We start from the raw sequence: 24,648 nt of genomic DNA on the forward strand, positions 1-24,648 counted from the left end.
GGTCATGAAAATGCTGCCTGATTTAAGCCAACTGACCCATGAACAACTGCTGGAATTTACCCGGCAGTTGGCGATGCAGCATCAGTCTCTGGCACAATCAAATCAAGAATTAGAAAAATCAAACCAGCAATTGGATGCCAAAGTTCAACATCTTTCCATTCTCACGCAAAAATACGAGCATGAGCTCGCACTATTTAAACAGCACAAATTTGGCAGTAAAAACGAACATCTCACCGCAAAACAAATCCATCTGTGGGATGAAGCGGTCGAAGAAGATATTGCCGCTGTTGATCTGGAACTGGAACGGCTGAATGCAGATAAAACTGATGCAGCGACACACAAAGCCACAGTCAACAAACCTAAACGTCGACTGCTGCCCGATCATCTACACACCATCCGTATCGAGCATGAACCAACATCAACCCAATGTGCTTGTGGCTGCACCTTGCGTCGTATCGGCGAAGATATCAGTGAAAAACTACATTTCAGACCGGCACAGTTCTATAAGGAACAGCATGTGCGTGGCAAATGGGTCTGTGATCAGTGTGACACCCTGACTCAGCAAGCGATGCCTGCCTATGTGATTGATAAAGGCATTGCTTCACCTGAACTGCTCAGCCATGTGCTGGTATCGAAGTATGCCGATCATTTACCGCTGTACCGTCAACGTCTGATCTATCAGCGGGCGGGAATCGAGCTTTCTAGATCAACGTTATCTGACTGGATAGGTCGCTGCGGTGTGGAACTGGAACCTCTGGCCAATGCCTTAAAACAGGTGGTGCTGCAACAGCGGGTGATCCATGCCGATGAAACGCCGGTCACCATCATGCGGATGGGTGATGATGAGAAAAAACCGAAGAAAGGTTATGTCTGGGCCTATGCCACTACACAGTACAATCCAGTTCAAGCGGTGATCTATGACTTTCAGGATAGCCGTTCAGGTCAGCATGCAGAAGAGTTCCTGAATGGCTGGCAGGGCCATCTGGTCTGTGATGATTACAGTGGTTATAAAGCACGCTTTAAATCAGGCGATGTCATAGAGGTGGGCTGCATGGCGCATGCACGTCGTAAATTCCATGAGCTACATGTGACCGGGAAAAGTCAGATCGCTGAACAGGCATTACTGATGATTCAGAAACTGTATGCGATAGAAGCAGAACTCAGGAAAAAGACCGATGGTACAGCAGAACACCGCCGCGAATACCGACAACAGCACAGCCAACCGGTGATGCAACAACTGTGTGAATGGCTCAACCAACATTATCTGACGGTGCCATCGAGTTCTCCCACCGCCAAGGCCATCAATTACAGTCTGAAGCGTTGGCCAGCCTTAAGCCGCTATCTGGATGATGGCAATCTACCCATTGACAATAACTGGGCAGAGAACTCAATGCGTCCCTGGGCATTGGGCCGTAAGAACTGGTTGTTTGCAGGTTCGCTGCGCAGTGGACAGCGAGCGGCAAATATCATGACTTTAATCCAGTCAGCAAAGCTGAATGGGTTGGATCCGTATGCCTATCTCAGTGATGTGCTGAAAAGGCTGCCGACGCATAAAGCGACCCAAATAGAAGAATTACTACCACATCGCTGGAAATCCAACTCAAATTAAAAAATAGGCATGGGGTTCAGCGGACGCTTACCAATGACAACTGTAAGCGTCCGCTGAACACACCTTATGAATTCGTCCTATAAGCCTTAATTTAGTCCTCACTTAAAAACAAGTGGGAACTTAAATTTATGACTACAAATAACCAGACATCCATCGCATCTCTTACGATAAAACGAAGAACATATAGTGCTGAATTTAAACAGCAGATCGTTCAGGCGTGTAAAGCATCGGAGGTTTCAATTGCTTCGGTCGCTTTGCAACATGGATTGAATACAAATCTTGTATCCAAATGGATTCGCTTAATTGATGCTAAGCCAGGGAATGATCGCTCACTACTACCGAATAAACCTGCATTTATTGCCTTATCTTGCTCCGCACCATTAGATCCTATCCCTACTGGCATGTTAACGGTTCAAATTACTTTACCCCACTCAAAAGCAGAAATTGGCTTGAAATGGCAAGTATCAGAAATATCTGCTTTAGCAGAATTACTCAAGGCACTTACAACATGATCCGTATCGATGAAATCTGGTTGTCTACTCAGCCCATGGACATGCGTGCAGGTATGGATACGGCCATGGCTCAGGTGGTGAGAGCCTTTGGCTACATCAAACCGCATTGTGCTTACCTGTTCTGTAATAAACGTGGCCATCGCATGAAAGTGCTGGTACATGATGGACTGGGGATCTGGCTGTGTGCTCGGCGGTTGGAACAGGGCAAATTTCACTGGGCTAAAGTTCATCAGGGTGAAACCCTTGCACTCAGTCCAGAACAGTTACAGGCACTGATCCAGGGTTTGCCTTGGCAGCGCATTGGACGACAGCAAGTGGTCACAATGCTCTAAACTAGCTTGGTCCAAGTTGCTATTCTCCAAACGTTCTATTTCATTCTTCTCATGACCTCAGGCATACTGCGGTCATGAATACGCTGCCTGACTTAAGCCAACTGACCCATGAACAACTGCTGGAATTTACCAGACAGTTGGCGCTGCAGCATCAGTCTCTAGCACAATCAAACCAGCAATTAGATGCCAAAGTTCAGCATCTTTCCATTCTCAATCAAAAATACGAGCATGAACTGGCGCTGTTTAAAAAGCACAAATTCGGCAGTAAAAACGAACATCTCACTGCAAAACAAATCCACCTATGGGATGAAGCGGTTGAAGAAGATATTGCTGCTGTTGATCTGGAATTAGAACGATTAAATGCAGATAAAACCGATGCAGCGACACAGAAAGCCAAAACCAATAAACCTAAACGTCGACTGCTACCCGATCATCTACACACCATCCGTATTGAGCATGAACCTGCATCAACCCAATGCAGTTGTGGCTGCCAGTTACGTCGTATCGGCGAAGATATCAGTGAAAAACTACATTTCAGACCGGCACAGTTCTATAAGGAACAGCATGTGCGTGGCAAATGGGTCTGTGATCAGTGTGACACCCTGACTCAGCAAGCGATGCCCGCCTATGTGATTGATAAAGGTATTGCCAGTCCTGAACTGCTTAGCCATGTGTTGGTCTCGAAATACGCAGATCATTTACCGCTGTACCGTCAACGTCTGATCTATCAGCGGGCGGGAATCGAGCTTTCTAGATCAACTTTATCTGACTGGATAGGTCGCTGCGGTGTAGAACTGGAACCTCTGGCCAATGCTTTAAAAGAGGTGGTGCTGCAACAGCGGGTGATCCATGCTGATGAAACGCCGGTCACCATCATGCGGATGAGTGATGATGAGAAAAAACCGAAGAAAGGTTATGTCTGGGCCTATGCAACAACCCAATATAATCCAATTCAAGCCGTGATTTATGACTTTCAGGATAGTCGTTCAGGCCAGCATGCTGAAGCGTTCCTGAAAGACTGGCAGGGCCATCTGGTCTGTGATGATTACAGTGGTTATAAAGCACGCTTTAAATCAGGCCAAGTCATTGAGGTGGGCTGCATGGCGCATGCTCGTCGTAAATTCCATGAACTGCATGTGACCAAGAAAAGTCAGGTCGCTGAACAGGCCTTAGTGCTGATTCAGAAACTGTATGCCATAGAAGCAGAACTCAGGAGAAAGACCGATGGTACAGCAGAACAGCGCCGCGAATACCGACAACAGCATAGTCAACCGGTGATGCAACAACTGTATGAATGGCTCAACCAGCATCAACTGACGGTGCCATCGAGTTCTCCAACCGCCAAGGCCATCAATTACACTCTGAAGCGTTGGCCAGCTTTAAGCCGCTATCTGGATGATGGCAATCTACCGATTTGCAATAATTGGGTGGAAGTGCGACACGAAGTCGCTTAATGAAGTTGTTCCCCCCTGCGGGAACCACCCGTGTCACCGGGTGAATCTAGAAGGCTGAATAAAGAGCGCCTTCGACAATGTAACGAGGCACCGCAAGGTGCGGGGTATCAATCGTGAGAGGCGTACCCTTCTGGCAGCCATAGCCGGACAAGGGCTAGATAATCGGTATGGTGAACACATGTGAATCTGCGTAACGATCGTTAAGTTGAACGAGCGGAAATGGCTGATACGCTCGAACCAAAACGGTAATGGAGGTGGGAATTGCGTCTTTCGACTACGCATTCGTGACCCATACGCCTCCCGGTCGATAGCAGGCACCTAAGCCGATGTACTTCAGTAAGCGGAACGTGGAAATCCCGTATTACTCCCATTGGGAAAGCAGTTTGCAAAAACTGCCCATGGTGATGCGGGCGAAGGAACGAGGAAAAAGCGAATGCCAGTCTGTAATGGGTTGGATAGAGGTTGAAACATTACCCCACGCGAAAGCGGGCTGACGTCCTTATGGTCTCTCATCACAAGAGAGTGTGTAGAACCCTTTTAATGGAGGGAGAGCAAATGAATGCAGCAGTATCAGCGTGTGCACCTTCCAGCACATCGTGGGACAGCATCGATTGGATTGCTGTACAGCGTCATGTCAGAGGGCTGCAAGCGCGTATTGTGAAGGCGGTACAAGACGGCAGGCATAACAAGGCGAAAGCTTTGCAATGGCTGCTGACTCACTCGTTTAGTGGCAAAGCATTGGCCGTCAAACGAGTGTCTGAAAACAAAGGCAAAAACACGGCTGGGGTCGACAAGGTGACTTGGAATACACCCAAGGCCAAGACCGGTGCGATGATGTCGTTGAAGAGGCGAGGTTACACGCCCCTTCCGCTTCGGAGAGTCCTTATTCCGAAGAAAAATGGCAAGATGAGACCTCTCGGGATACCCACGATGAAATGCCGGGCCATGCAGGCGCTCCATCTGCTGGCTTTGGAACCCATCGCGGAGACCATCGCTGATCGGAACTCTTATGGGTTCAGACCGCAACGCTCAACCGCGGATGCTGCAGCACAGTGCTTTGGTGTGCTGTCAAGAAAAGTAAGTGCGGAGTGGGTGCTAGAGGGTGACATTCAAGGCTGTTTCGACAATATCAGCCATGACTGGATGATCGCCAACCTCCCAATGGACAAGGTGATTCTACGGAAATGGCTCAAAGCCGGTTACGTCTACCAAAGCAAGCTGTTTCCCAGTCTTTCCGGAACACCGCAAGGAGGTATTATCTCCCCGGTGCTGGCCAACATGACCTTGGACGGACTGGAAACGATGCTGGCGAAGAGGTTCTCTAACGCCAAATGGACAGGCAAAAAGCTGCAACTGGTACGGTATGCGGATGATTTCATCATCACGGGGTATTCTAAAGAGTGGCTCGAAAATGAAGTTCGTCCTGCCGTGGTTGAATTTCTGGCGCAGCGCGGTCTCGTGCTCTCTCAGGAAAAGACCAAAATCACGCACATAGGGAACGGGTTCGATTTTCTTGGCTGGAACGTACGTAAGTACAACGGCAAGCTACTGATCAAGCCGTCAAAGGCAAACATCAGCGCTCATCTTGACAAGCTGCGAGCATTAATCAATGCAAACAAAGCGACACGACAGGCCACTTTGATCGGTTTGCTCAACCCGATTCTAAGGGGTTGGGCCAACTATCATAGTCATGTCGTTGCCAAGAAGGTTTTCAACCAGGTAGACAACGCAGTGTGGGAAATGCTCTGGCGATGGGCTGTACGTCGCCACCCTCGCAAGACACTCCGATGGGTCAAAGATCGGTATTTCAAAGTACAAGGAGCGCGTCGATGGGTGTTCTCATGTGATGAACAGTCCGCCGATGGTCGGAAGCGACAATACACATTAGTGTCTGCCTCGGACACGCCAATTGTGCGACATATCAAGATCAAGGCTGCTGCTAACCCTCATGACCCCGCATGGGATGAGTACTTCGAATCCCGATGGGGTAAAAGAATGCTGGTCTCCGCAAAGGGGCGAGCCAAGCTGTATCGGGTGTGGCTAAAACAAGGTGGTCGCTGCTGCGCCTGTCTTAAACCAGTCACCAAAGATACACCATGGCACAGCCGTCATATTGTGAAGCTAAGTCATGGTGGAACGGATGCAGTTGCTAATCTTGAGATTTACCATCTGTATTGTCCGAGGAGTGTTCAGTTTGCCAATGTCAACGATGTATAACCGGGTGCCGAATGGCGCCTTAGCAGAGGCTTGAGCCGTGTGCTGGGAAACTCGCATGCACGGTTCTTAGGGGGTTGGACGTAGGTAACTGCGTCTGACTACCCGACAACCAGGTGCGGCCTTGGGCGTTGGGACGTAAGAACTGGTTATTTGCAGGTTCGCTGCGTAGTGGTCAGCGAGCGGCAAACATCATGACTTTAATCCAGTCAGCAAAGCTGAATGGGCTGGATCCGTATGCCTATTTAAGTGATGTGCTGAAAAGATTGCCGACCCATAAAGTGACCCAAATAGAAGAATTGCTACCACACCGCTGGAAATCCAACTCAAATTAAAAAATAGACATGGGGTTCAGCGGACGCTTACGTTTCAATACCAATTTCAGTATACCTTTGGTCCACTGCTTGCATAGCTCCAATTGAATAGCGTATAGATGGTTTAGTTGAAATATTTTCCCAAAGTTCACGTTTATTCTGAAGTGAAGTAAATTCAGAATAAGAAGTGACTCCAGTTCCTATGCTATCGAATAGGTTATAACTAAGATCTTTAGCTTTTCTCCTTTTCTCTAATCTTTTTAATCTATCATCAAAATTAATTTTAGCCATGAAAAATACCCAATTTAATCTTAAATATAAATTGGGTACATTAAAAATATTTCAATGAATTTAAATTAAAATATTTGTTAGTTTACTTATTTTGATATTTCCATATTTATGAGAAATAGATTTACCAGATTAATGTATGTAATCAAGAGCAAGTAATTAGATTAAGAACATAATTTAAAAAAAATAGAGCCATTAGGCTCTATTTTTTTATTTAGTGAGTTGTTAAATAAATTTGTAACAATCTCGAAATATGTGTCAAAAATCTCACATTATCTGTCATTCAGCGGTGATGCTTTACCTTACCAGCTCAACGCGCCGCCAGTCTGATAATCTGTCACACGTGTTTCGAAGAAGTTCTTCTCTTTACGCAAGTCCATCATTTCAGACATCCACTGGAATGGATTGTTTACACCAGCAAACTGCTCAGGCAAGCCCAACTGTGCTAAACGGCGGTTACAGATGAATTTCAAGTATTCTTCCATCATCGCAGCATTCATACCCAATACACCACGTGGCATAGTGTCACGCGCATATTCGATTTCAAGCATCGTACCTTCAAGAATCATTTGAATGATTTCTTCTTGGAATTCAGCAGTCCACAAGCTTGGGTTTTCGATCTTGATTTGGTTAATCATATCGATACCAAAGTTCAAGTGCATCGACTCATCACGTAAGATGTATTGGAATTGCTCAGCAACACCATTCATCTTATTACGACGGCCCATCGACAAGATTTGGCTGAAACCACAGTAGAAGAAGATCCCTTCAAGAACACAGTAGAACGCGATCAAGTTACGAAGCAAAATTTGGTCGTTTTCAGGTGTACCTGTTTGGAAAGTAGGATCACTTAAAGACTGCGTATATTTCAAGCCCCAAGCCGCTTTACGTGCAACAGATGGAACTTCGCGGTACATGTTGAAAACTTCGCCTTCATCCATACCTAAAGATTCGATACAGTATTGGTAAGCGTGAGTATGAATTGCTTCTTCAAATGCTTGACGCAAAATGTACTGACGGCATTCAGGGTTGGTGATGTGACGGTAAATCGCCAACACCAAGTTATTTGCAACCAATGAGTCTGCTGTAGAGAAGAAACCAAGTGAGCGCATAACAATGGTACGTTCGTCTTCAGTTAAGCCATTTTCAGACTTCCAAAGGGCGATGTCATGGTTCATGTTTACTTCTTGTGGCATCCAGTGGTTTGCACAACCGTCTAGATATTTTTGCCAAGCCCATTCGTATTTGAACGGTACAAGTTGGTTTAAGTCCGCACGACAGTTAATCATGGCTTTGTCGTCAACTTGTACACGTTGTGCACCCATTTCTAGTTCTTCTAGACCTGGAGCAACATCTAAACTTTCTAAGGCGTTAGATGCTCTTGCCAACGGATCGGCTGAATTTGTTGATCGGCTTCGAGGGGTTGAAGCGGGTTGTGCAGTTGCCACATTCTTCTGTGGTTGCTCTGCAGCAGATACCATCTGCGGATTAGCCGCTTTTTGCGGTTCGACGGGCGCAGACTTGTGTTCAGGTGCAGCCGGTTTTTGCGAATCATCTTCGAAATCGTCCCAACTTAGGATAGACATATCAATTCTCTCTACGTTGCTTTATATCTTTTATCGACATCCAGCTACGCTGAGATGTCTTACTATACGCTTAATTTGTGAAAGCAAAATTAAGTTTTGCCAATCATTGTTCTAAAACTGTGCATAGAACGTGATTCTCACGACTTATTTTGCTTTCGCTTTTTGCTTTGGTTTGCTTTTACCCAAAAGTAGGCAATGGGCATATAAAACAAAACCACAAAGGAAATCACCAAGGTCGCAAGACCTAACATATAGTTATGTGTCATATGGAGCATGGTGGGTTCCTTTAATGAAACATATTAAATATGTTCTTGAATCCAATCACATCCTTTGAGTGATAGCCAACCTCTAAAATCTTTAGATGCTTGCAATACAAGAACGTGATCATTTTTATCTAGATGTTTATTTAACTTTTCATAAATTTCATCAGCGCTTTTAGGGGTACTGATAAGCCAATATGATTTCATTAAATGACACCAGCTATCAAAGCTTTTTAATTCTTTGATTAAGGCTTCATAGCTTTGACCTTCCTTATAGAGGTCGTAGCTTATCGAATAAACTGCCATTTATATCTCCTTAAATATCATTCATTAGAGCAGTTGTTACCCAAAAGTCCTTGACGATATTGCGAGATCAGGCGATTATTCACCTGCTTTTTACGAAGCAATATGTCGAAGAACTCGCTTCTTAGACTGGAAAGGGGATCTGTAGGAAGATTCCCTTTTTTTTATGTCTAAAATTTGTCTCTTAGGATTAGTAGTAGGAATTACTTTGCCTCTGAGTTGAATTAACTATTTACATAATTAATCCAAGAATTCTAACTTTTTTAATCTCCCTAAATCCCTCTTTTAAAAGAGGGACTTTCACACCTCAATAAGTTTGGTGTAATTCCCCTCCTTTTAGGAGGGGTTAGGGGAGGTGATTACTGACAAGCCTCACAGTCTGGATTATCAATTGAACACGCCATTGGCACTGGAGCTGCTTGACCGAAGCCTTCATCTTCAGCAACCACTTCTGGTTTAACTTCCTGAGCAACTGCTGCAACAGGCGCTGCCGTTACAGTTGCAGGTTTTACTGCATTCAATGCACCAGTGTTAATGGTTGATTTCTCAGCAGAAGTTGCACCTAAAGCTCGGAGGTAATACGTTGTTTTTAAACCACGTAACCAAGCCATTTTATAGGTCAAGTCCAGTTTCTTACCGTTTGCACCAGAGATGTAAAGGTTTAAAGACTGCGCTTGATCGATCCATTTTTGACGACGTGATGCAGCATCCACAATCCAGCGTGGCTCAACTTCAAATGCCGTCGCGAAGATTGCTTTAAGCTCTTCAGGAATACGAGAAATCTTCTGAACTGAACCTTCAAAGTGTTTCAGATCATTCACCATCACAGAGTCCCATAGACCACGGTCTTTCAACGCACGTACTAAGTACGGGTTGATCACTGTGAACTCGCCTGACAGGTTCGATTTTACATATAAGTTTTGGAATGTCGGCTCAATCGACTGAGACACACCACAAATGTTCGAGATGGTTGCAGTCGGTGCAATGGCCATCACGTTCGAGTTACGCATACCGTCTTTTTGAACTTTGGCACGTAAAGTGTCCCAGTCCAAACGTTGAGTGCGGTCAACTTCAAACATACGCTCAGGACGTGTTTTTGCAACAAGGTCTAGCGAGTCAATTGGCAGGATACCTTGATCCCATAGTGAACCTTTGAATGTCTCATAAGTACCACGTTCAACAGCCAAATCACTTGATGTTGAAATTGCGTAGTAGCTGATCACTTCCATCGATTCATCAGCAAAGTCTACTGCTGCATCAGAACCATAAGCGAGTTGCATTTCATAAAGCGCATCTTGGAAGCCCATGATGCCCATACCCACTGGGCGGTGTTTCAAGTTCGAGTTTTTCGCTTGTGGCACAGCATAGTAGTTAATGTCGATCACGTTATCGAGCATACGAACCGCTGTTTTCACTGTACGTGCAAGCTTTTCACGGTCTAACACACCACCTTGAACGTGTTGTACAAGGTTGATTGAACCTAAGTTACATACCGCAATTTCATCTTTGCTTGTATTTAATGTGATTTCTGTACACAAGTTAGAAGAGTGAACTACACCAACGTGTTGTTGTGGTGAACGTAAGTTACATACGTCTTTGAATGTGATCCACGGGTGACCTGTTTCAAACAACATTGACAGCATTTTGCGCCACAAATCTTTTGCACGGATTTTCTTGTGCAACATGTTTGTTTCTTTTGCAATTGCTTCATAGTGTGCATAACGCTCAGCGAATTCTGCACCCATTAAGTCGTGTAGATCTGGTGTTTCAGATGGCGTGAACAGGGTCCATTCAGCATCTTCAAAAACACGTTGCATAAATAAGTCAGGAACCCAGTTCGCGGTGTTCATGTCATGCGTACGGCGACGGTCATCACCAGTATTTTTACGTAGCTCTAGGAACTCTTCGATGTCCAAGTGCCAAGTTTCAAGGTATGCACACACAGCACCTTTACGCTTACCACCTTGGTTAACTGCAACAGCAGTATCGTTTGCCACTTTAAGGAATGGAACTACACCTTGTGACTTACCGTTTGTACCTTTGATATATGAGTTCAAGGCACGAACTGGCGTCCAGTCATTACCTAAACCGCCTGCCCATTTAGATAGCATTGCGTTATCACGCATAGCGCCATAAATGTCATACAGGTCATCATCAATGGTCGTTAAATAGCAGCTTGATAACTGTGGACGTAGCGTACCTGAGTTAAACAGGGTAGGCGTAGACGCCATGTAATCGAAGCTAGACAATAAGTTGTAGAACTCGATTGCACGTTCTTCACGGTTTGCTTCGTTGAGTGAAAGACCCATCGAAACACGCATGAAGAATAATTGTGGTAATTCGAAACGTACGCCATCTGAGTGGATGAAGTAACGGTCAAATAATGTTTGCAGACCTAAGTAAGTAAATTGGTTAGAACGTTCTGGTTGAATCGCTGCGGCTAATTTCGCAAGATCAAAGTTAAGAAGCTCTGGTGAAAGTAGGTCTAGCTCAATACCTTTCTTCAGGAAAGTTTCTAAAGCATCGCCTTCAGCTGTGTCTTCAGACAAGCCAAGGAAAGTTAAACCAGTTGCGACCAATTCATCACGAAGGAGGCGAGCTGTCACGTAGGTATAGTTTGGTTCTTGTTCGATACGTGTACGTGTTGCCATCATCATCGTGGTTGCGATGTCAGACGCTTTTACACCGTTGTAAAGGTTTTTAATGGTTTCATCGATGATCGCTTGAACATTGATGCCTTCTAAACCTTCAGCCGCTTTTGTTACAGTCGCTTCAAGCTTACGCATGTCAAGCGGTTGAAGCTGACCATTGGCGTCAGTAATTTGTAAGGTTGGGTGATGGTTTTCACCTGCTTGTTTACGTGCATCAGCACGTTGATCGCGGTAGATGACATACGCACGAGCAACTTTCTGTTCACCTGTACGCATCAGCGCAAGTTCAACTTGGTCTTGGATTTCTTCGATGTGAATTGTACCGCCAGAAGGTAGGCGGCGACTGAACGTATTTAATACCATCTCGGTAAGTTGAGAAATACGATCGTGGATGCGGCTTGAGTCAGCACTTTGTTGGCCTTCAACAGCCAAAAATGCCTTACCAATGGCAACAGAGATTTTTTCTGCGTCAAAGCTGGCAACATCTCCAGTGCGTTTAATCACCTGAATTTGACCAGGGGTTGAATTCGATACGCTCATGCTAGCATAGCTCCATTTTGTCATCTATTTTTATGTCTATGGACCGTTTGAACTGGGCAGTTTTTATGCCACAGTGTTTGAGGTTTAAACACAAGACCTAGTGGTTTAAAAATTAATTGAACACAAGATACGGGAAAATTCAGGGTAGATCAATATTGACATTTTATTAAATATTTTGATCGATTTGGTCTCGGAAAGATCTCAAAAAGATCCATTTTTTATGATTCTTGTATTAAGCCTTATTAGACAAGGCGATAGCATAACAAAGCTCGGTTTAAGTGCTTATAGATAACATTGTGGATAAGTTCAAAACAGACGAGTGAGTGAGTTATAAACTGTTCAAACAGTGACTTGGTATGAAAAATCGCCATTTTGTAAAGAAACGTTTCTTTTGCTTTGGTTGGATATACAGCAAACGCGAGAAAGCCTGCATTTCGAGGTTAAAAAAATGTATAACAAAATGCTACTTTGATGTATCAGTTTGGTGAACAAGATCTTGTTTACAATGTAAACGTGTGTATATTGCAAAATATATCAGAGCGTATCCCTTGGATTTTAAAGGATACGTTAAGTTGTCAAAATAAAGGGGCACTCCATGAGCCAAGAAGAAAAGTTACCAAAAATTTTAATCGTAGAAGACGATGAGCGCCTAGCTCGCTTAACTCAAGAATACCTGATCCGTAATGGTCTTGAGGTTGGGGTAGAACCCGATGGTAACCGTGCCATTCGCCGTATTATTGCAGAACAACCCGATATGGTGGTGTTGGATGTGATGCTTCCAGGTGCAGATGGTTTAACCATTTGCCGTGAAGTACGTCCACATTATCACCAACCGATTTTGATGTTGACTGCACGTACTGAAGATATGGATCAAGTGCTTGGTCTAGAAATGGGTGCAGATGACTATGTGGCAAAACCAGTTCAGCCACGTGTTTTACTTGCACGTATTCGTGCTTTATTACGTCGTACAGACAAAGCACCTGAAGATGAAGTTGCACAGCGTATCGAATTTGATGATCTGGTGATCGATAACGGTGGTCGTTCAGTGACTTTAAATGGTGAGTTGGTTGACTTTACCAGCGCTGAATATGACTTATTGTGGTTGTTGGCTTCAAATGCAGGACGCATTCTTTCTCGCGAAGACATTTTCGAGCGCTTACGTGGTATCGAATATGACGGTCAAGACCGTTCAATTGATGTACGTATTTCGCGTATCCGCCCAAAAATTGGTGATGACCCTGAAAATCCAAAACGTATTAAAACGGTACGTAGTAAAGGCTACTTATTTGTAAAAGAAACCAATGGTCTTTAAGCCGTTTATTTGATTCGTTAAAACGGGACATTTTTAGTGTTCAAACACAGTATATTCTTGCGTATCTATGCTGGGCTGGTAGTGCTGGTCGCTATTGTTGCCCTCATGGGATATTTGCTTGTACAAATTATTAACTATCAGCGAGTGCAAGAATATCGCGAGTCTTTGACGGACGGGATTTCCTTTATTATTAGTGAAGGTGTATCCCGTCAGACCAATGCACAGCAAAAAGCAGACTGGATTTCAGATGCTTCAGATTTGCTTGAACTGCCGATTAATATGATCCCTGCCGATAAGGTGGATTTGAGTCGTGCAGAATTAAAGCGGATCAGTGAGCGTAAAGCGGCTGTGCGTTATGATGCACAAACGCAAGTCGCTTACCTGATTATTGGTCTAAAAGATGATCCGAAACATTTACTGTATATTAAAGTAGATAAAATTGGTGAGCTGCAAATGAAAGCACTCCCGATTTTTATCCTAGATTATTTGGTGTATTACCCAGGTCAAGAAGAAGAGTACTTGGAAAAAGTACAGAAACATTTCTCTTATCCTGTGCAAATTGAAGAAGTACAAAATCTGGCTTTAGAGTCGGAGCAGATTGGTCGTTTGCGTTTAGATCATAGCGTGATCTTATATCGTGATAGTGCTTCTGTGCGTGGCACCACCATTTCTATTGTGTCTCCACCTTTACCTAGTTCACCGAGCAAGGTTTTGGTATTGGGGCCTGTGCCTATTTTCAACTGGATGCCGTTTCAGCTCGCAGCGGGGATTACCTTGTTGAGCCTGTTTGTACTCAGTTTGGGGGTGTATGGCTTGCTTGTACCGATGCAGCGTAAACTGCGTGAGGTCAATTACGGTTTAAACCGTATGAAAGCAGGTGATATGACCCTACGTTTGCCTGTCGATGGCACCGATGAAATGGCCAGTCTAGCCAATAGCTATAACAGCATGTCAGACCATATTCAGCGACTCATCGAGGCGCAGCGTGAGCTGATGCGTGCGGTCTCACATGAGCTTCGTACGCCCGTTGCTCGGATTCGTTTTGGTATGGAAATGTTGGCTGAAGAAGATGATTATGAATATCGTCTTCAGCAAGTCGATATGATTGATAAAGATATTGAGGCTTTAAATACCTTAATTGATGAAATCATGACCTATGCCAAGTTAGAGCAGGGCACACCATCACTCGATATTGAAAACATTGTATTGTTTGAAGTCTTAGATCAGGTGGTGGTTGAGACGGAAGCCTTAAAAACCCAGAAAGAAATTCATTTAAATGCTCCTCCTTTAACTTTAAAAGTTGAAGCTGAGCGTCGTTATTTACACCGCGTGGTGCAGAACTTGGTTGGTAATGCGGTTCGTTATGGTGACCATCAGGTGCTGGTCAGTGGCGGAATTAATGACAGTGGTATGGCCTATGTTTGTGTTGAAGATGATGGGCCAGGCATTCCGGAAGATGAGCGAGAGCGTGTTTTTGAAGCCTTTGCACGTTTGGATGATAGTCGGACTAGAGCATCGGGTGGCTATGGTTTAGGATTGTCGATTGTGAGTCGAATTGCCTATTGGTTCGGTGGTAGTGTTAAAGTGGATCAGAGTCCAAGTCTCGGTGGTGCACGTTTTACCATGACATGGCCGGCACACCGCTTTAGTAAGTCTAAAAAGAAGTATAGTGTCAAAGAAAGTACGGATCCAAAAAGCTAAGCATTGAAAATAAAAAAGCACCGAATTTCGGTGCTTTTTTATTTTCAATGCTGGCTTATTCTTGGATGCTGGCATCGGGAGAAATAATCTGTTTGCCTTGTTTTAGGCTTTCAAGCGCATCTGCATTAAAGTCAATCAATAAAGAGTTGTTTTGCGTATCTATGCCATAACGGCTAATGAGCTTTTGATCACCATTAATCGTTTCAATTTTATATTCATCCACAATATTCATAATGCCATCAAGGTTGGTGGTGGCTGAAGCTTTGTCTTGGCGAAAAAGTTCATAAATGTCGCGTAAATCAAAGATGGCATTATTGGCATCGGGGTGTTTACGAACATAAGTTTCAACATGGCGAATAAGCAACTGGGCAAATAAAAAATAGTTAGGTTTATGGGTGAATTCCAGACTCATGTGGTGCTCCTTATTCTTTGTTGTTGGTTGTTTATATCAATAGCACAAGAAAAAGCCAAGTGCATTAATTGATTGGGGTGATTTGCAAAAAAATACAAAAAATATGAGTGACTTAATCTACTTTTTTACTTTTTAAATAAGCAAAATGCTGCAGTTGAAGAGCTGAGTTTTTTAAACTGCTGATTGTGTGATTGTTATCGAAATAAGGCTGAAAAATGCTTTATAGGCTTTGTTTGAATGTTAAAATTTGGAAAAATAATAGAATAGTAGTGTTTTATTAGATAAAGCGATTGGTTTCGAAATAAAAGGGCTTTCATCGAAAAAATCTCAAAAAACGAAGAGAAATCATCCTAAAGACGAAGGTCTATAAGCTAGCAACTTACGTCAGCAATCGGGTACAATTGGCGGGATTAATTTTGTGTTTGGTGTATTTGAAGGCCAATACATGCATTCTTTGTTAATAAATTAGGCCTGCCAGGAGTTATCCCCGCATGAGTGCCATTACTCCATACGAATGGGCAATTATTGCCTTCGTGATCGGCGTTACATTTCTTTGCGTCTTTATGCTCACTGTCCCATTACTCCTTGGGGGTAAGTCATGGGGCCGTGCAAAGCAAGAGCAATTTGAATCAGGTGTGGTTGGTGCTGGTGGCGCACGTATCCGCCTGTCAGCAAAGTTCTATTTGGTTGCAATCTTCTTCGTCGTATTCGACTTAGAGGCGCTTTACCTTTATGCATGGGCTACATCGGTTCGTGAAGTGGGTTGGGTGGGTTTCACCACTGCAGCAGTATTTATTTTAGTTTTACTCGTTGGTTTGGTTTATGAGTTGTCTACTGGTGCGCTTAACTGGTCGCCTTCTGACAAACGTAAAGCAGCAGGGATTAAACCTAAAGTTGGTTCTCCAAATATGAATCTTGCAGAAATCACTCGCTTTAATTCAATTGAAGAGTTGGTTATGGACCCTACAGGTCAAATCCCAGCTCAATCATCTGGTCGTGTGAAAGATAAGTCACCGGCTAAATCGTCTGATAAGGAGTAACTCGGGATGAAATATACATTAACCCGTGCGAATCCGGATGCTGATCAATATCCACTTCAAGAGCGTCAAATCGTAACGGATCCGCTTGAAGAAGAAGTGAATAAAAATGTGTTCATGACTCGTTTAGAGGACGTGGCACATACAGCAGTGAACTGGGGTCGTAAGAACTCAGTTTGGCCGTTTAACTTTGGTACATCTTGCTGCTACGTAGAGTATGCAACGACTTTAACTGGCGTGCATGACTTGTCGCGTTTCGGTGCCGAAGTAATCCGTGCTTCACCTCGTCAGGCTGACTTGATGATTGTTGCAGGTACATGTTTCGTCAAAATGGCTCCAGTTATTCAACGTTTATATGAACAAATGTTGGAACCGAAGTGGGTTATTTCAATGGGCGCATGTGCAAACTCTGGCGGTATGTACGATATTTATTCAGTAGTACAAGGTGTGGATAAAATCATCCCAGTCGATGTTTATATTCCAGGTTGCCCACCCCGTCCAGAAGCATTAATCCAAGCATTAATGTTGTTACAAGACCAAATTCAATTAGAGCGCCGTCCACTTTCTGCCGTGATTGGTGATGATCTTAAGCCAGTGTATAAGCCAAAGATGATGCCAGAACGTGACCGTAAGAATGCTGAACGTATTGCAGTGAAAAACTTACGCTCTATGGATGAAATTAAATAATTTAAACGACAGTTGTTTTGATGCACCCGGTCTGGGTGTAGTTGTCGTTTAGGTTGAATGAATTTGTATTAAATAGGAAGCCAAGCCAATGGCTGAAACTGAAAACGCTATGCCAGAGTCAGCGCAAGTTGATTCACGCCCAGCATTTGCAATTGTAGAAGAGCTCAAAACCAAATTTGGCGAGAACTTCTATGTGCAAACGACTTTTGAAGACTTTCCAACAGTCTGGGTTGAGCGCGCGCGCGTACAAGAAGTTTTAATGTTCTTGCGTACAGTGTCACGTCCATACGTGATGTTGTTTGACTTGTCTGCGGTAGATGAACGTTTACGTACACACCGCGACGGTTTGCCTGCGTCTGACTTTACTGTGTTCTATCACTTATTATCGCTTGAGCGTAATAGTGATATTCGTATCAAAGTTGCATTGAATGAAAATGATGTAAATCTTCCAACTGCAACCAACATTTGGCCAAATGCCAACTGGTACGAACGTGAAGCTTACGATATGTTCGGGATCAATTTCGAAGGGCATCCAATGCTCCGTCGTATTTTGTTGCCAACCTATTGGGAAGGTCACCCACTTCGTAAAGAATACTCTGCACGTGCCACTGAATATACGCCGTATATGCAGAACCAAGCAAAGCAGGATTACGAACAGGAACACCTTCGTTTCGTACCTGAAGATTGGGGTATGAAGCGCGGTAATGACGACGAAGACTTCATGTTCTTGAACTTAGGTCCGAACCACCCATCTGCGCACGGTGCTTTCCGTGTAATCTTGCAGTTAGATGGTGAAGAAGTGAAAGACTGTGTGCCTGATATCGGCTATCACCACCGTGGTGTGGAAAAGATGGCTGAACGTCAAACTTGGCATTCATTCATTCCTTATACCGACCGTGTCGACTACTTAGGTGGTTGTGCGCAAAACATGCCTTATGTGATGGGTGTGGAGCAAATGGCGGGTATTACTGTACCTGACCGCGCGCAATGTATCCGTGTCATGATGTCTGAATTGTTCCGTATCAATAACCACTTATTGTATATCGGTACTGCGATTCAAGATGCCGGCGGTATGACACCAGTCTTCTACATGTTTGCGGATCGTCAAAAAATCTATGACGCGATTGAAGCAATCACTGGTTACCGTATGCACCCAGCATGGTTCCGTATCGGTGGTACAGCGCATGACTTGCCAAACAACTGGCAGCATCTGATTCGTGAAATCCTAGATTGGATGCCGAAGCGTATGAATGAATACTACACCGCTGCATTACGCAACTCAGTATTTATTGGTCGTACCCGTAACGTAGCTCAATATGATGCAAAATCTGCATTGGCTTGGGGCGTGACTGGTACAGGTCTGCGTGCAACAGGTATTGATTTCGACGTTCGTAAATATCGCCCGTACAGTGGCTATGAAAACTACGACTTCGATGTGCCACTTGAGTACGAAGGAGATGCTTATGCACGTGTGATGGTTCACTTCCGTGAAATTGAAGAATCACTCAAAATCGTGAAGCAATGTTTAGACAACATGCCTTCAGGTGCGTACAAAGCAGATCATCCATTGGCTGTTCCACCACCAAAAGACAAGACTTTACAAGACATTGAAACCTTGATTACGCACTTCTTAAGCGTATCTTGGGGTCCAGTCATGCCTGCAGGTGAAGCATCTGTGATGGCGGAAGTGGTAAAAGGTGCGTCGAACTACTACTTGACTTCAGACAAGTCAACCATGAGTTATCGTACCCGTATTCGTACACCGACCTTCACGCATTTACAGCAAATGCCTTCTGTGATTAACGGCAGCTTAATGTCTGACTTGATCATTTATTTAGCGACTATTGACGTCGTTATGGCTGACGTGGATCGCTAAGGGGTAAACGCATTATGATGATTTTGACTGATAAAAAGCCACGCGTGAATGTTGAAGGGATTTTGACTACGGACGAAATCCACGAAATTGAACATCACATTGGTCACTACCCGTACCCACGCGCAGCATCTTTGGATGCTTTGAAGTGTGTACAACGCCGTAATGGTTGGGTAGATGACGCGCAGCTAAACGCCATTGCTCAGTTATTGACAATCAGTGTTGCTGATTTGGAAGGTGTTGCAACTTTCTATAACCGTATTTACCGTCAACCCGTGGGTCGTAACGTCATTTTACTTTGTGACTCGATCGCGTGCTTCTTGATGGGTGCGGAAACTTTAGCAGAAGCTTTTCAGCGCGAGTTAGGCATTCAGTTTGGTCAAACGACTGCTGATGGTCGTTTTACTTTGCTGCCGATTTGCTGCTTAGGTAACTGTGACAAAGGCCCAACCTTAATGGTGAATGAAGACACTCACGGTTTGGTTGAAGTTTCTTCAGTGAAACAGTTATTGGAGAAGTATGTATGAATACCGAACCAAAACCAATTTATGGCGAAGGTAACCCAGAAACGCATCCATTAACTTGGCGTTTGAGTAAACAAGAGCACGTTCGTAATGCCGATGATTACGAAGCGCTCGAAGGTTACGCGGGTCTGAAAAAAGCAATCACCATGCCGCCGAAAGATGTGCTTGAAGTGATTAAAGCTGCGACCGTAAAAGGCCGTGGTGGTGCAGGCTTCCCAGCAGGGATCAAATGGTCTTTGATGGCGCCAAATGACAATTCAGGGCCACGTTACCTGATTTGTAATGCCGATGAGATGGAACCAGGGACCTTTAAAGACCGTTTGTTGATGGAAAAACTTCCTCACCAATTGATCGAAGGGATGTTGATTGCAGCGTATACGCTAGAAGCAACCCATGGTTATATCTTCATTCGTGGTGAGTACATTGAAGCAGCTGCGTACTTAAATGAAGCGCTTGAGCAAGTTCGTGCCAAAGGTTACTTGGGTGAGAACATCCTTGGAACTGGCTGGAACTTCGAGTTGCATGTACACACCGGTGCGGGTCGTTATATCTGTGGTGAAGAAACTGCATTGATCAACTCGCTTGAAGGTCGCCGTGCAAACCCACGTACGAAACCACCATTCCCACAAGTTGCAGGTGCTTGGGGTCGTCCTACCATTGTTAACAACGTAGAGACCTACAATAACTTACCGGCAATCATGTTGCGTGGTCCTGAATGGTATATCGGCTTATCTGCGGGTAAGTCGAAAGATCCAGGCACAAAAATTTATGGTGCATCTGGCAAGGTGAAATTCCCTGGTCTTTGGGAGCTTCCATTTGGTACAACTGCACGCGAAGTCATTGAAGACTATGCAGGCGGTATGCGTGATGGCTTGAAGCTTAAAGCATGGTTACCGGGTGGTGCGTCTACAGACTTCTTGGCTGCTGAACACATTGATCTACCGATGGATGCTGAGAGCATCATGAAAGCAGGTTCACGTTTAGGTACGTGTTTGCTGATGGTGGTTGATGAAACGCAATGTATGGTTTCAGCGACTCGTAACTTAGAAGAATTCTTTGCACGTGAGTCATGTGGTTTCTGTACGCCTTGTCGTGATGGTTTACCGTGGGCAGTTAAAGCACTGAAAGCATTGGAAGATGGTACAGGTAAGAAAGAAGATATCGATCACTTACAAGAACTTACTCGTAAGCTTTGGATTGGTAAGACTTTCTGTGCGCATGCTCCAGGTGCAATGGAACCGTTGATGGGTGCACTCAAATATTTCCGTGGCGAGTTTGAAGCAAAAGTAGTGAATGCTGCTGCGCAAACTAGCAACGTAGAACAAGCTTAAGGAATTCGACTATGGCTACAATTCATGTCGATGGCAAATCGTACGAAGTCAATGGCTCAGAGAACTTGCTGCAAGCATGTTTGTCTTTGGGTATTGATATCCCGTACTTTTGTTGGCATCCATCCTTAGGTTCTGTCGGTTCTTGCCGTCAATGTGCCGTGACTCAATACGCGAATCCTGAAGATACGCGTGGCCGTTTAGTCATGTCATGTATGACGCCTGCATCTGACAATACCTACATCTCGATTGAAGACAAAGAAGCGAAAGACTTCCGTGCGTCAATTGTTGAGTTCTTGATGACGAACCACCCACACGACTGCCCAGTCTGTGAAGAAGGTGGTCACTGTCATTTACAAGATATGACCGTGATGACTCAACACGACCGTCGTCGTTACCGTTTTACTAAACGTACGCACTACAACCAAGAGCTGGGCTCATTCATTTCACATGAAATGAACCGTTGTATTGCATGTTACCGTTGTGTTCGTTACTACAACGACTATGCGGGTGGTACAGACTTTGGTGTGTATGCAAGCGCGTCACGCGTTTACTTTGGTCGTCCTGAGTCAGGCACTTTAGAGTCTGAATTTTCAGGTAACTTGACTGAAGTATGTCCTACAGGTGTATTCACCGACAAAACTCACTCAGAGCGTTATAACCGTAAGTGGGACATGCAGTATGCGCCAAGCGTATGCCAAGGCTGTTCTTCGGGTTGTAATATTTCTCCGGGTGAGCGTTATGGCGAACTTCGTCGTGTCGAAAACCGTTTCAACGGCGAAGTAAACCAATACTTCTTGTGTGATAAAGGTCGTTTTGGTACGGGCTATGTGAACCGTGCAGATCGCCCACGTCAACCGCAGTTCCGTGATGGTGCTGAAGTCACTACAGTTTCTGTAGATCAGGCATTAGATACGGTGATTGCAAATATCCAAGGCAAAAAAGTTTTGGGTATTGGTTCTCCACGTGCATCACTTGAGTCGAACTTCGCGCTTCGCGAGTTAGTCGGCCAAGAGAACTATTCAACGGGTATGTCTCAAAAAGAGCAAAACTTGGTTGAATTGGCTGCATCGATTATGCAAACAGAGGGTGTATATAACCCAGGTATGCGTGAAATCGAAAGCTATGATGCTGTGCTTATTTTGGGTGAAGACTTAACGCAAACTGCACCACGTATGGCGTTGTCTGTTCGTCAAGCGGCGAAAAACAAAGCCAAAGAAATGGCTGCGGAACGTCGTACCCAAGACTGGTTAGCAGAACCGCTACAACGTATTGCTCAAGATGCGAAATCACCGATTTTCATCCTCGCTGCAACGCAAACACGCTTAGCTGATGTTGCTGCTGGTGAAGTGGTTGCTTCTCCAAACGACATCGCTCGTTTAGGTTTTGCCGTTGCTACTGCTGTGAAGGGTGATGCAATTCTTGGTCTGGCAGATGATGCGAAAGCATTTGCTCAGAACATTGCAGATACATTGAAAGCGGCGAAGAAACCGCTGATCATTTCAGGTACAAGTTTACAAGACGCATCCATCATGGAAGCTGCTGCACAAGTTGCGCAAAACCTTGGTGGAAATGCTGGCTTAAGCTTGACGGTTCCTGAAGTGAACTCTATGGGCTTAGCAATCTTCGGTGGTCAAAGTTTAGAACAAGCGTTTGCGCAAGACTATGACACGGTTGTGATCGTTGAAAATGATCTATTCCGTCGTTTGCCAGCGGTACAAGTTGAAGCAGCACTTTCTGGTAAAGACGTGATTGTGTTAGATCACTCTGAAACTGAAACTGTGAAGAAAGCGGATATCGTACTTTCTGCTGCGTCATTTGCTGAAGGCGATGGTACGGTTGTCTCTCAAGAAGGCCGTGCACAACGTTTCTACCAAGTGTATGACCCGAGCTACTACAAACCTGAACTGGCGATCAAAGAATCTTGGCGCTGGTTACATGCCATTGAAACCGGCGTGAAGGGCAAAGCGATTTCTTGGACCTTACTTGATGACGTGATTGAGTCAGTTGCGAAAAATGTACCTGCACTTGCTGCGATTCAAGATGTAGCTCCAGATGCGGGCTTCCGTGTCCATGGTTTGAAAGTTGCGCGTGAACCGCGTCGTTACTCTGGTCGTACCTCTATGCGTGCACCATTGAACGTGCATGAACCGAAACAACCGACAGATATCGACTCTGCATTAACATTCTCTATGGAAGGTTATGTTGGGAACCAGACGCCGTCTCCACTTGTACCATTTGCATGGTCAGCAGGTTGGAACTCACCACAAGCTTGGAACAAATTCCAAGATAACGTGGGTGGTCACTTAAAAGGTGGTGATTCGGGTGTGCGTTTATTCGATCGTTTAGCGAAGCGTCCAGCACGTACTTTCGTTGCTCCAGCGGTTGTGGTTGCAAACCCTGAAAGCTTCCGTTTAGTGCCAATGCATCACATTTTTGCTTCTGGTGAATTTACTGTGAAAACACCTGCAATGGAATCGCGTATTCCTGAAGCGGTATTTGCAGTGGGTGAGCAAGATGCAACTCGTTTGAATGTTCAAGATGGTCAAAAAATCACTGTGAAAGCAGGCGAGACTTCGATCGTACTTCCAGTTCAAGTGATTGATTATTTACCTACAGGTTATATTGGTTATCCAGTTGGTCTTGCACCTACGGTTTCACTTGCTGAGCCTGTATCAGTCGCGGTAGGAGCGTAATTCATGCAACAAGAATTAATCCGTCAAACGCCGCTTTGGGCTGAGAACTGGCCAATTGCCTACTCAGTCATTCAAGCGATTGTGATTTTACTCGTTGTAGTACTCATCGCTGCGTTGATGTCTTTTATTGAGCGTCGTTTACTGGGCTTATGGCAAGACCGTTATGGTCCGAACCGTGTAGGTCCTGGGGGGATGTTCCAGATCGTTGCCGACATGCTGAAAATCATGTTCAAAGAAGACTGGACACCAAAGTTTGCTGACAAATTGACTTTCCGTTTAGCTCCTGCTGTTGCCATGGCAACAGCGGTGATGTCGTTCATGGTTATTCCTGTATCACCATACTTAGGTGTTGCAGACATGAGCATCGGTCTATTGTTCTTTATGGCAATGGCAGGTATTGCAGTCTATGCTGTATTGTTTGGTGGTTGGTCCTCAAACAACAAATATGCATTGCTTGGCGGTCTACGTTCTGCAGCTCAAACCATTTCGTATGAAGTGTTCTTGGGTATTTCATTGATGGGTGTGGTTGCAATTGCAGGCTCATTCAACATGCGTGAAATTGTAGAAGCACAAAAAGATGTATGGTTTGTCATTCCACAGTTCTTAGGTTTCTTAATCTTCGTGGTTGCAGGTGTTGCGGTAACTCACCGTCACCCATTTGACCAACCAGAAGCAGAACAAGAATTGGCGGAAGGTTACCACGTCGAGTACGGCGGTATGAAATGGGGGATGTTCTTCGTTGCGGAATACGTCAACGTAGTTCTGATCTCTGCATTGATCGTAACGCTATTCTTCGGTGGTTGGTTAGCGCCATTTAACATCGATATTCCGTTCATTCCACCCGTATTCTGGTTCATTATCAAAACAGCATTCTTTGTGATGATGTTTGTCTTGGCTCGTGGTTCACTTATGCGTCCGCGTTATGACCAAGTGATGAACTTTGGTTGGAAGATTTGCTTACCATTAGCGTTAGTTAACTTATTAGTTACTGGCGCAGTGATTCTGTGGTAAGGGC

The 24,648-nt window shown here is 44.6% G+C and carries 19 protein-coding genes and 2 pseudogenes; 15 read left to right on the plus strand and 6 right to left on the minus strand.

All coding sequences use genetic code 11. From position 1 onward, the window contains the following. The first annotated feature begins 4 nt into the window (after positions 1-4). The 6 genes and pseudogenes from tnpC (AC4CU3_RS13000) to AC4CU3_RS13025 form a co-directional block, all read left to right on the plus strand. On the plus strand, positions 5-1,609 hold the full coding sequence (gene tnpC, locus AC4CU3_RS13000; RefSeq protein WP_201952670.1) for an IS66 family transposase: 1,605 nt from the start codon (positions 5-7) through the stop codon (positions 1,607-1,609). A gap of 128 nt (positions 1,610-1,737) precedes the next feature. After that, the gene (gene tnpA / locus AC4CU3_RS13005; RefSeq protein WP_043974824.1) at positions 1,738-2,121 is read left to right on the plus strand and encodes an IS66-like element accessory protein TnpA; all 384 of its coding nucleotides are present in this window, start codon (positions 1,738-1,740) and stop codon (positions 2,119-2,121) included. Next, entirely contained in the window at positions 2,118-2,453 is a 336-nt protein-coding gene (gene tnpB, locus AC4CU3_RS13010) for an IS66 family insertion sequence element accessory protein TnpB (RefSeq protein WP_058951667.1), read from the plus strand. Before tnpA ends, tnpB begins: the two co-directional genes overlap by 4 nt. A 74-nt stretch (positions 2,454-2,527) precedes the next feature. Then, positions 2,528-3,886: pseudogene (gene tnpC, locus AC4CU3_RS13015) on the plus strand (IS66 family transposase); the annotation flags it as partial. A gap of 576 nt (positions 3,887-4,462) precedes the next feature. Next, the gene (gene ltrA, locus AC4CU3_RS13020) at positions 4,463-6,124 is read left to right on the plus strand and encodes a group II intron reverse transcriptase/maturase (protein WP_005167203.1); all 1,662 of its coding nucleotides are present in this window, start codon (positions 4,463-4,465) and stop codon (positions 6,122-6,124) included. Between the two features lie 104 nt (positions 6,125-6,228). After that, positions 6,229-6,456 (plus strand): annotated as a pseudogene (locus AC4CU3_RS13025) (transposase domain-containing protein); the annotation flags it as partial. A gap of 27 nt (positions 6,457-6,483) precedes the next feature. Here AC4CU3_RS13025 and AC4CU3_RS13030 read toward each other — a convergent pair. The 5 genes from AC4CU3_RS13030 to AC4CU3_RS13050 form a co-directional block, all read right to left on the minus strand. After that, positions 6,484-6,726 (minus strand): hypothetical protein, encoded by a 243-nt coding sequence (locus AC4CU3_RS13030; protein WP_490738278.1) that lies wholly within the window; start codon positions 6,724-6,726, stop codon positions 6,484-6,486. 299 nt (positions 6,727-7,025) lie between these two features. Next, positions 7,026-8,309 (minus strand): ribonucleotide-diphosphate reductase subunit beta, encoded by a 1,284-nt coding sequence (locus AC4CU3_RS13035; protein ID WP_004982915.1) that lies wholly within the window; start codon positions 8,307-8,309, stop codon positions 7,026-7,028. Between the two features lie 137 nt (positions 8,310-8,446). Next, the gene (locus AC4CU3_RS13040) at positions 8,447-8,584 is read right to left on the minus strand and encodes a hypothetical protein (protein ID WP_004695369.1); all 138 of its coding nucleotides are present in this window, start codon (positions 8,582-8,584) and stop codon (positions 8,447-8,449) included. A 24-nt stretch (positions 8,585-8,608) separates the two neighbouring features. After that, positions 8,609-8,875 carry a hypothetical protein gene (locus AC4CU3_RS13045; RefSeq protein ID WP_004695371.1) on the minus strand — a complete coding sequence of 89 codons (267 nt, stop codon included), beginning with the start codon at positions 8,873-8,875 and terminating at the stop codon, positions 8,609-8,611. 356 nt (positions 8,876-9,231) lie between these two features. After that, positions 9,232-12,063 carry a ribonucleoside-diphosphate reductase subunit alpha gene (locus AC4CU3_RS13050; RefSeq protein ID WP_004695373.1) on the minus strand — a complete coding sequence of 944 codons (2,832 nt, stop codon included), beginning with the start codon at positions 12,061-12,063 and terminating at the stop codon, positions 9,232-9,234. 595 nt (positions 12,064-12,658) lie between these two features. On the opposite strand from AC4CU3_RS13050, the gene bfmR reads away from it, so the two are divergent. Then, positions 12,659-13,375, plus strand: a complete 717-nt coding sequence (bfmR, locus tag AC4CU3_RS13055; protein ID WP_004695375.1) for a response regulator transcription factor BfmR — start codon at positions 12,659-12,661, stop codon at positions 13,373-13,375. A 36-nt stretch (positions 13,376-13,411) separates the two neighbouring features. After that, on the plus strand, positions 13,412-15,076 hold the full coding sequence (gene bfmS, locus AC4CU3_RS13060) for a sensor histidine kinase BfmS (protein ID WP_005400340.1): 1,665 nt from the start codon (positions 13,412-13,414) through the stop codon (positions 15,074-15,076). Between the two features lie 55 nt (positions 15,077-15,131). Here the strand turns inward: bfmS and AC4CU3_RS13065 are convergent, their stop codons facing one another. Further along, on the minus strand, positions 15,132-15,488 hold the full coding sequence (locus AC4CU3_RS13065; RefSeq protein ID WP_004695379.1) for a hypothetical protein: 357 nt from the start codon (positions 15,486-15,488) through the stop codon (positions 15,132-15,134). 491 nt (positions 15,489-15,979) lie between these two features. Between AC4CU3_RS13065 and AC4CU3_RS13070 the strand changes: the two genes are divergently transcribed. From AC4CU3_RS13070 to nuoH, 7 genes are all read left to right on the plus strand, one after another. Continuing rightward, positions 15,980-16,528, plus strand: a complete 549-nt coding sequence (locus AC4CU3_RS13070; protein ID WP_004695380.1) for an NADH-quinone oxidoreductase subunit A — start codon at positions 15,980-15,982, stop codon at positions 16,526-16,528. Between the two features lie 6 nt (positions 16,529-16,534). Beyond that, the gene (locus AC4CU3_RS13075; RefSeq protein WP_004695382.1) at positions 16,535-17,212 is read left to right on the plus strand and encodes a NuoB/complex I 20 kDa subunit family protein; all 678 of its coding nucleotides are present in this window, start codon (positions 16,535-16,537) and stop codon (positions 17,210-17,212) included. An 88-nt stretch (positions 17,213-17,300) separates the two neighbouring features. Beyond that, the gene (gene nuoC / locus AC4CU3_RS13080; RefSeq protein WP_178928349.1) at positions 17,301-19,088 is read left to right on the plus strand and encodes an NADH-quinone oxidoreductase subunit C/D; all 1,788 of its coding nucleotides are present in this window, start codon (positions 17,301-17,303) and stop codon (positions 19,086-19,088) included. 14 nt (positions 19,089-19,102) lie between these two features. Next, entirely contained in the window at positions 19,103-19,612 is a 510-nt protein-coding gene (gene nuoE, locus AC4CU3_RS13085; RefSeq protein ID WP_004695385.1) for an NADH-quinone oxidoreductase subunit NuoE, read from the plus strand. After that, positions 19,609-20,940 carry an NADH-quinone oxidoreductase subunit NuoF gene (nuoF, locus tag AC4CU3_RS13090; RefSeq protein ID WP_005400342.1) on the plus strand — a complete coding sequence of 444 codons (1,332 nt, stop codon included), beginning with the start codon at positions 19,609-19,611 and terminating at the stop codon, positions 20,938-20,940. Before nuoE ends, nuoF begins: the two co-directional genes overlap by 4 nt. Positions 20,941-20,951: 11 nt before the next feature. After that, complete coding sequence (gene nuoG / locus AC4CU3_RS13095) at positions 20,952-23,633, plus strand: NADH-quinone oxidoreductase subunit NuoG (protein ID WP_279043416.1); 2,682 nt, start codon at positions 20,952-20,954, stop codon at positions 23,631-23,633. A gap of 3 nt (positions 23,634-23,636) precedes the next feature. After that, positions 23,637-24,644 carry an NADH-quinone oxidoreductase subunit NuoH gene (nuoH, locus tag AC4CU3_RS13100; RefSeq protein WP_004695391.1) on the plus strand — a complete coding sequence of 336 codons (1,008 nt, stop codon included), beginning with the start codon at positions 23,637-23,639 and terminating at the stop codon, positions 24,642-24,644. Positions 24,645-24,648: the final 4 nt, after the last annotated feature.

The sequence above is a fragment of the Acinetobacter sp. 802_lipA genome, from assembly GCF_058242885.1.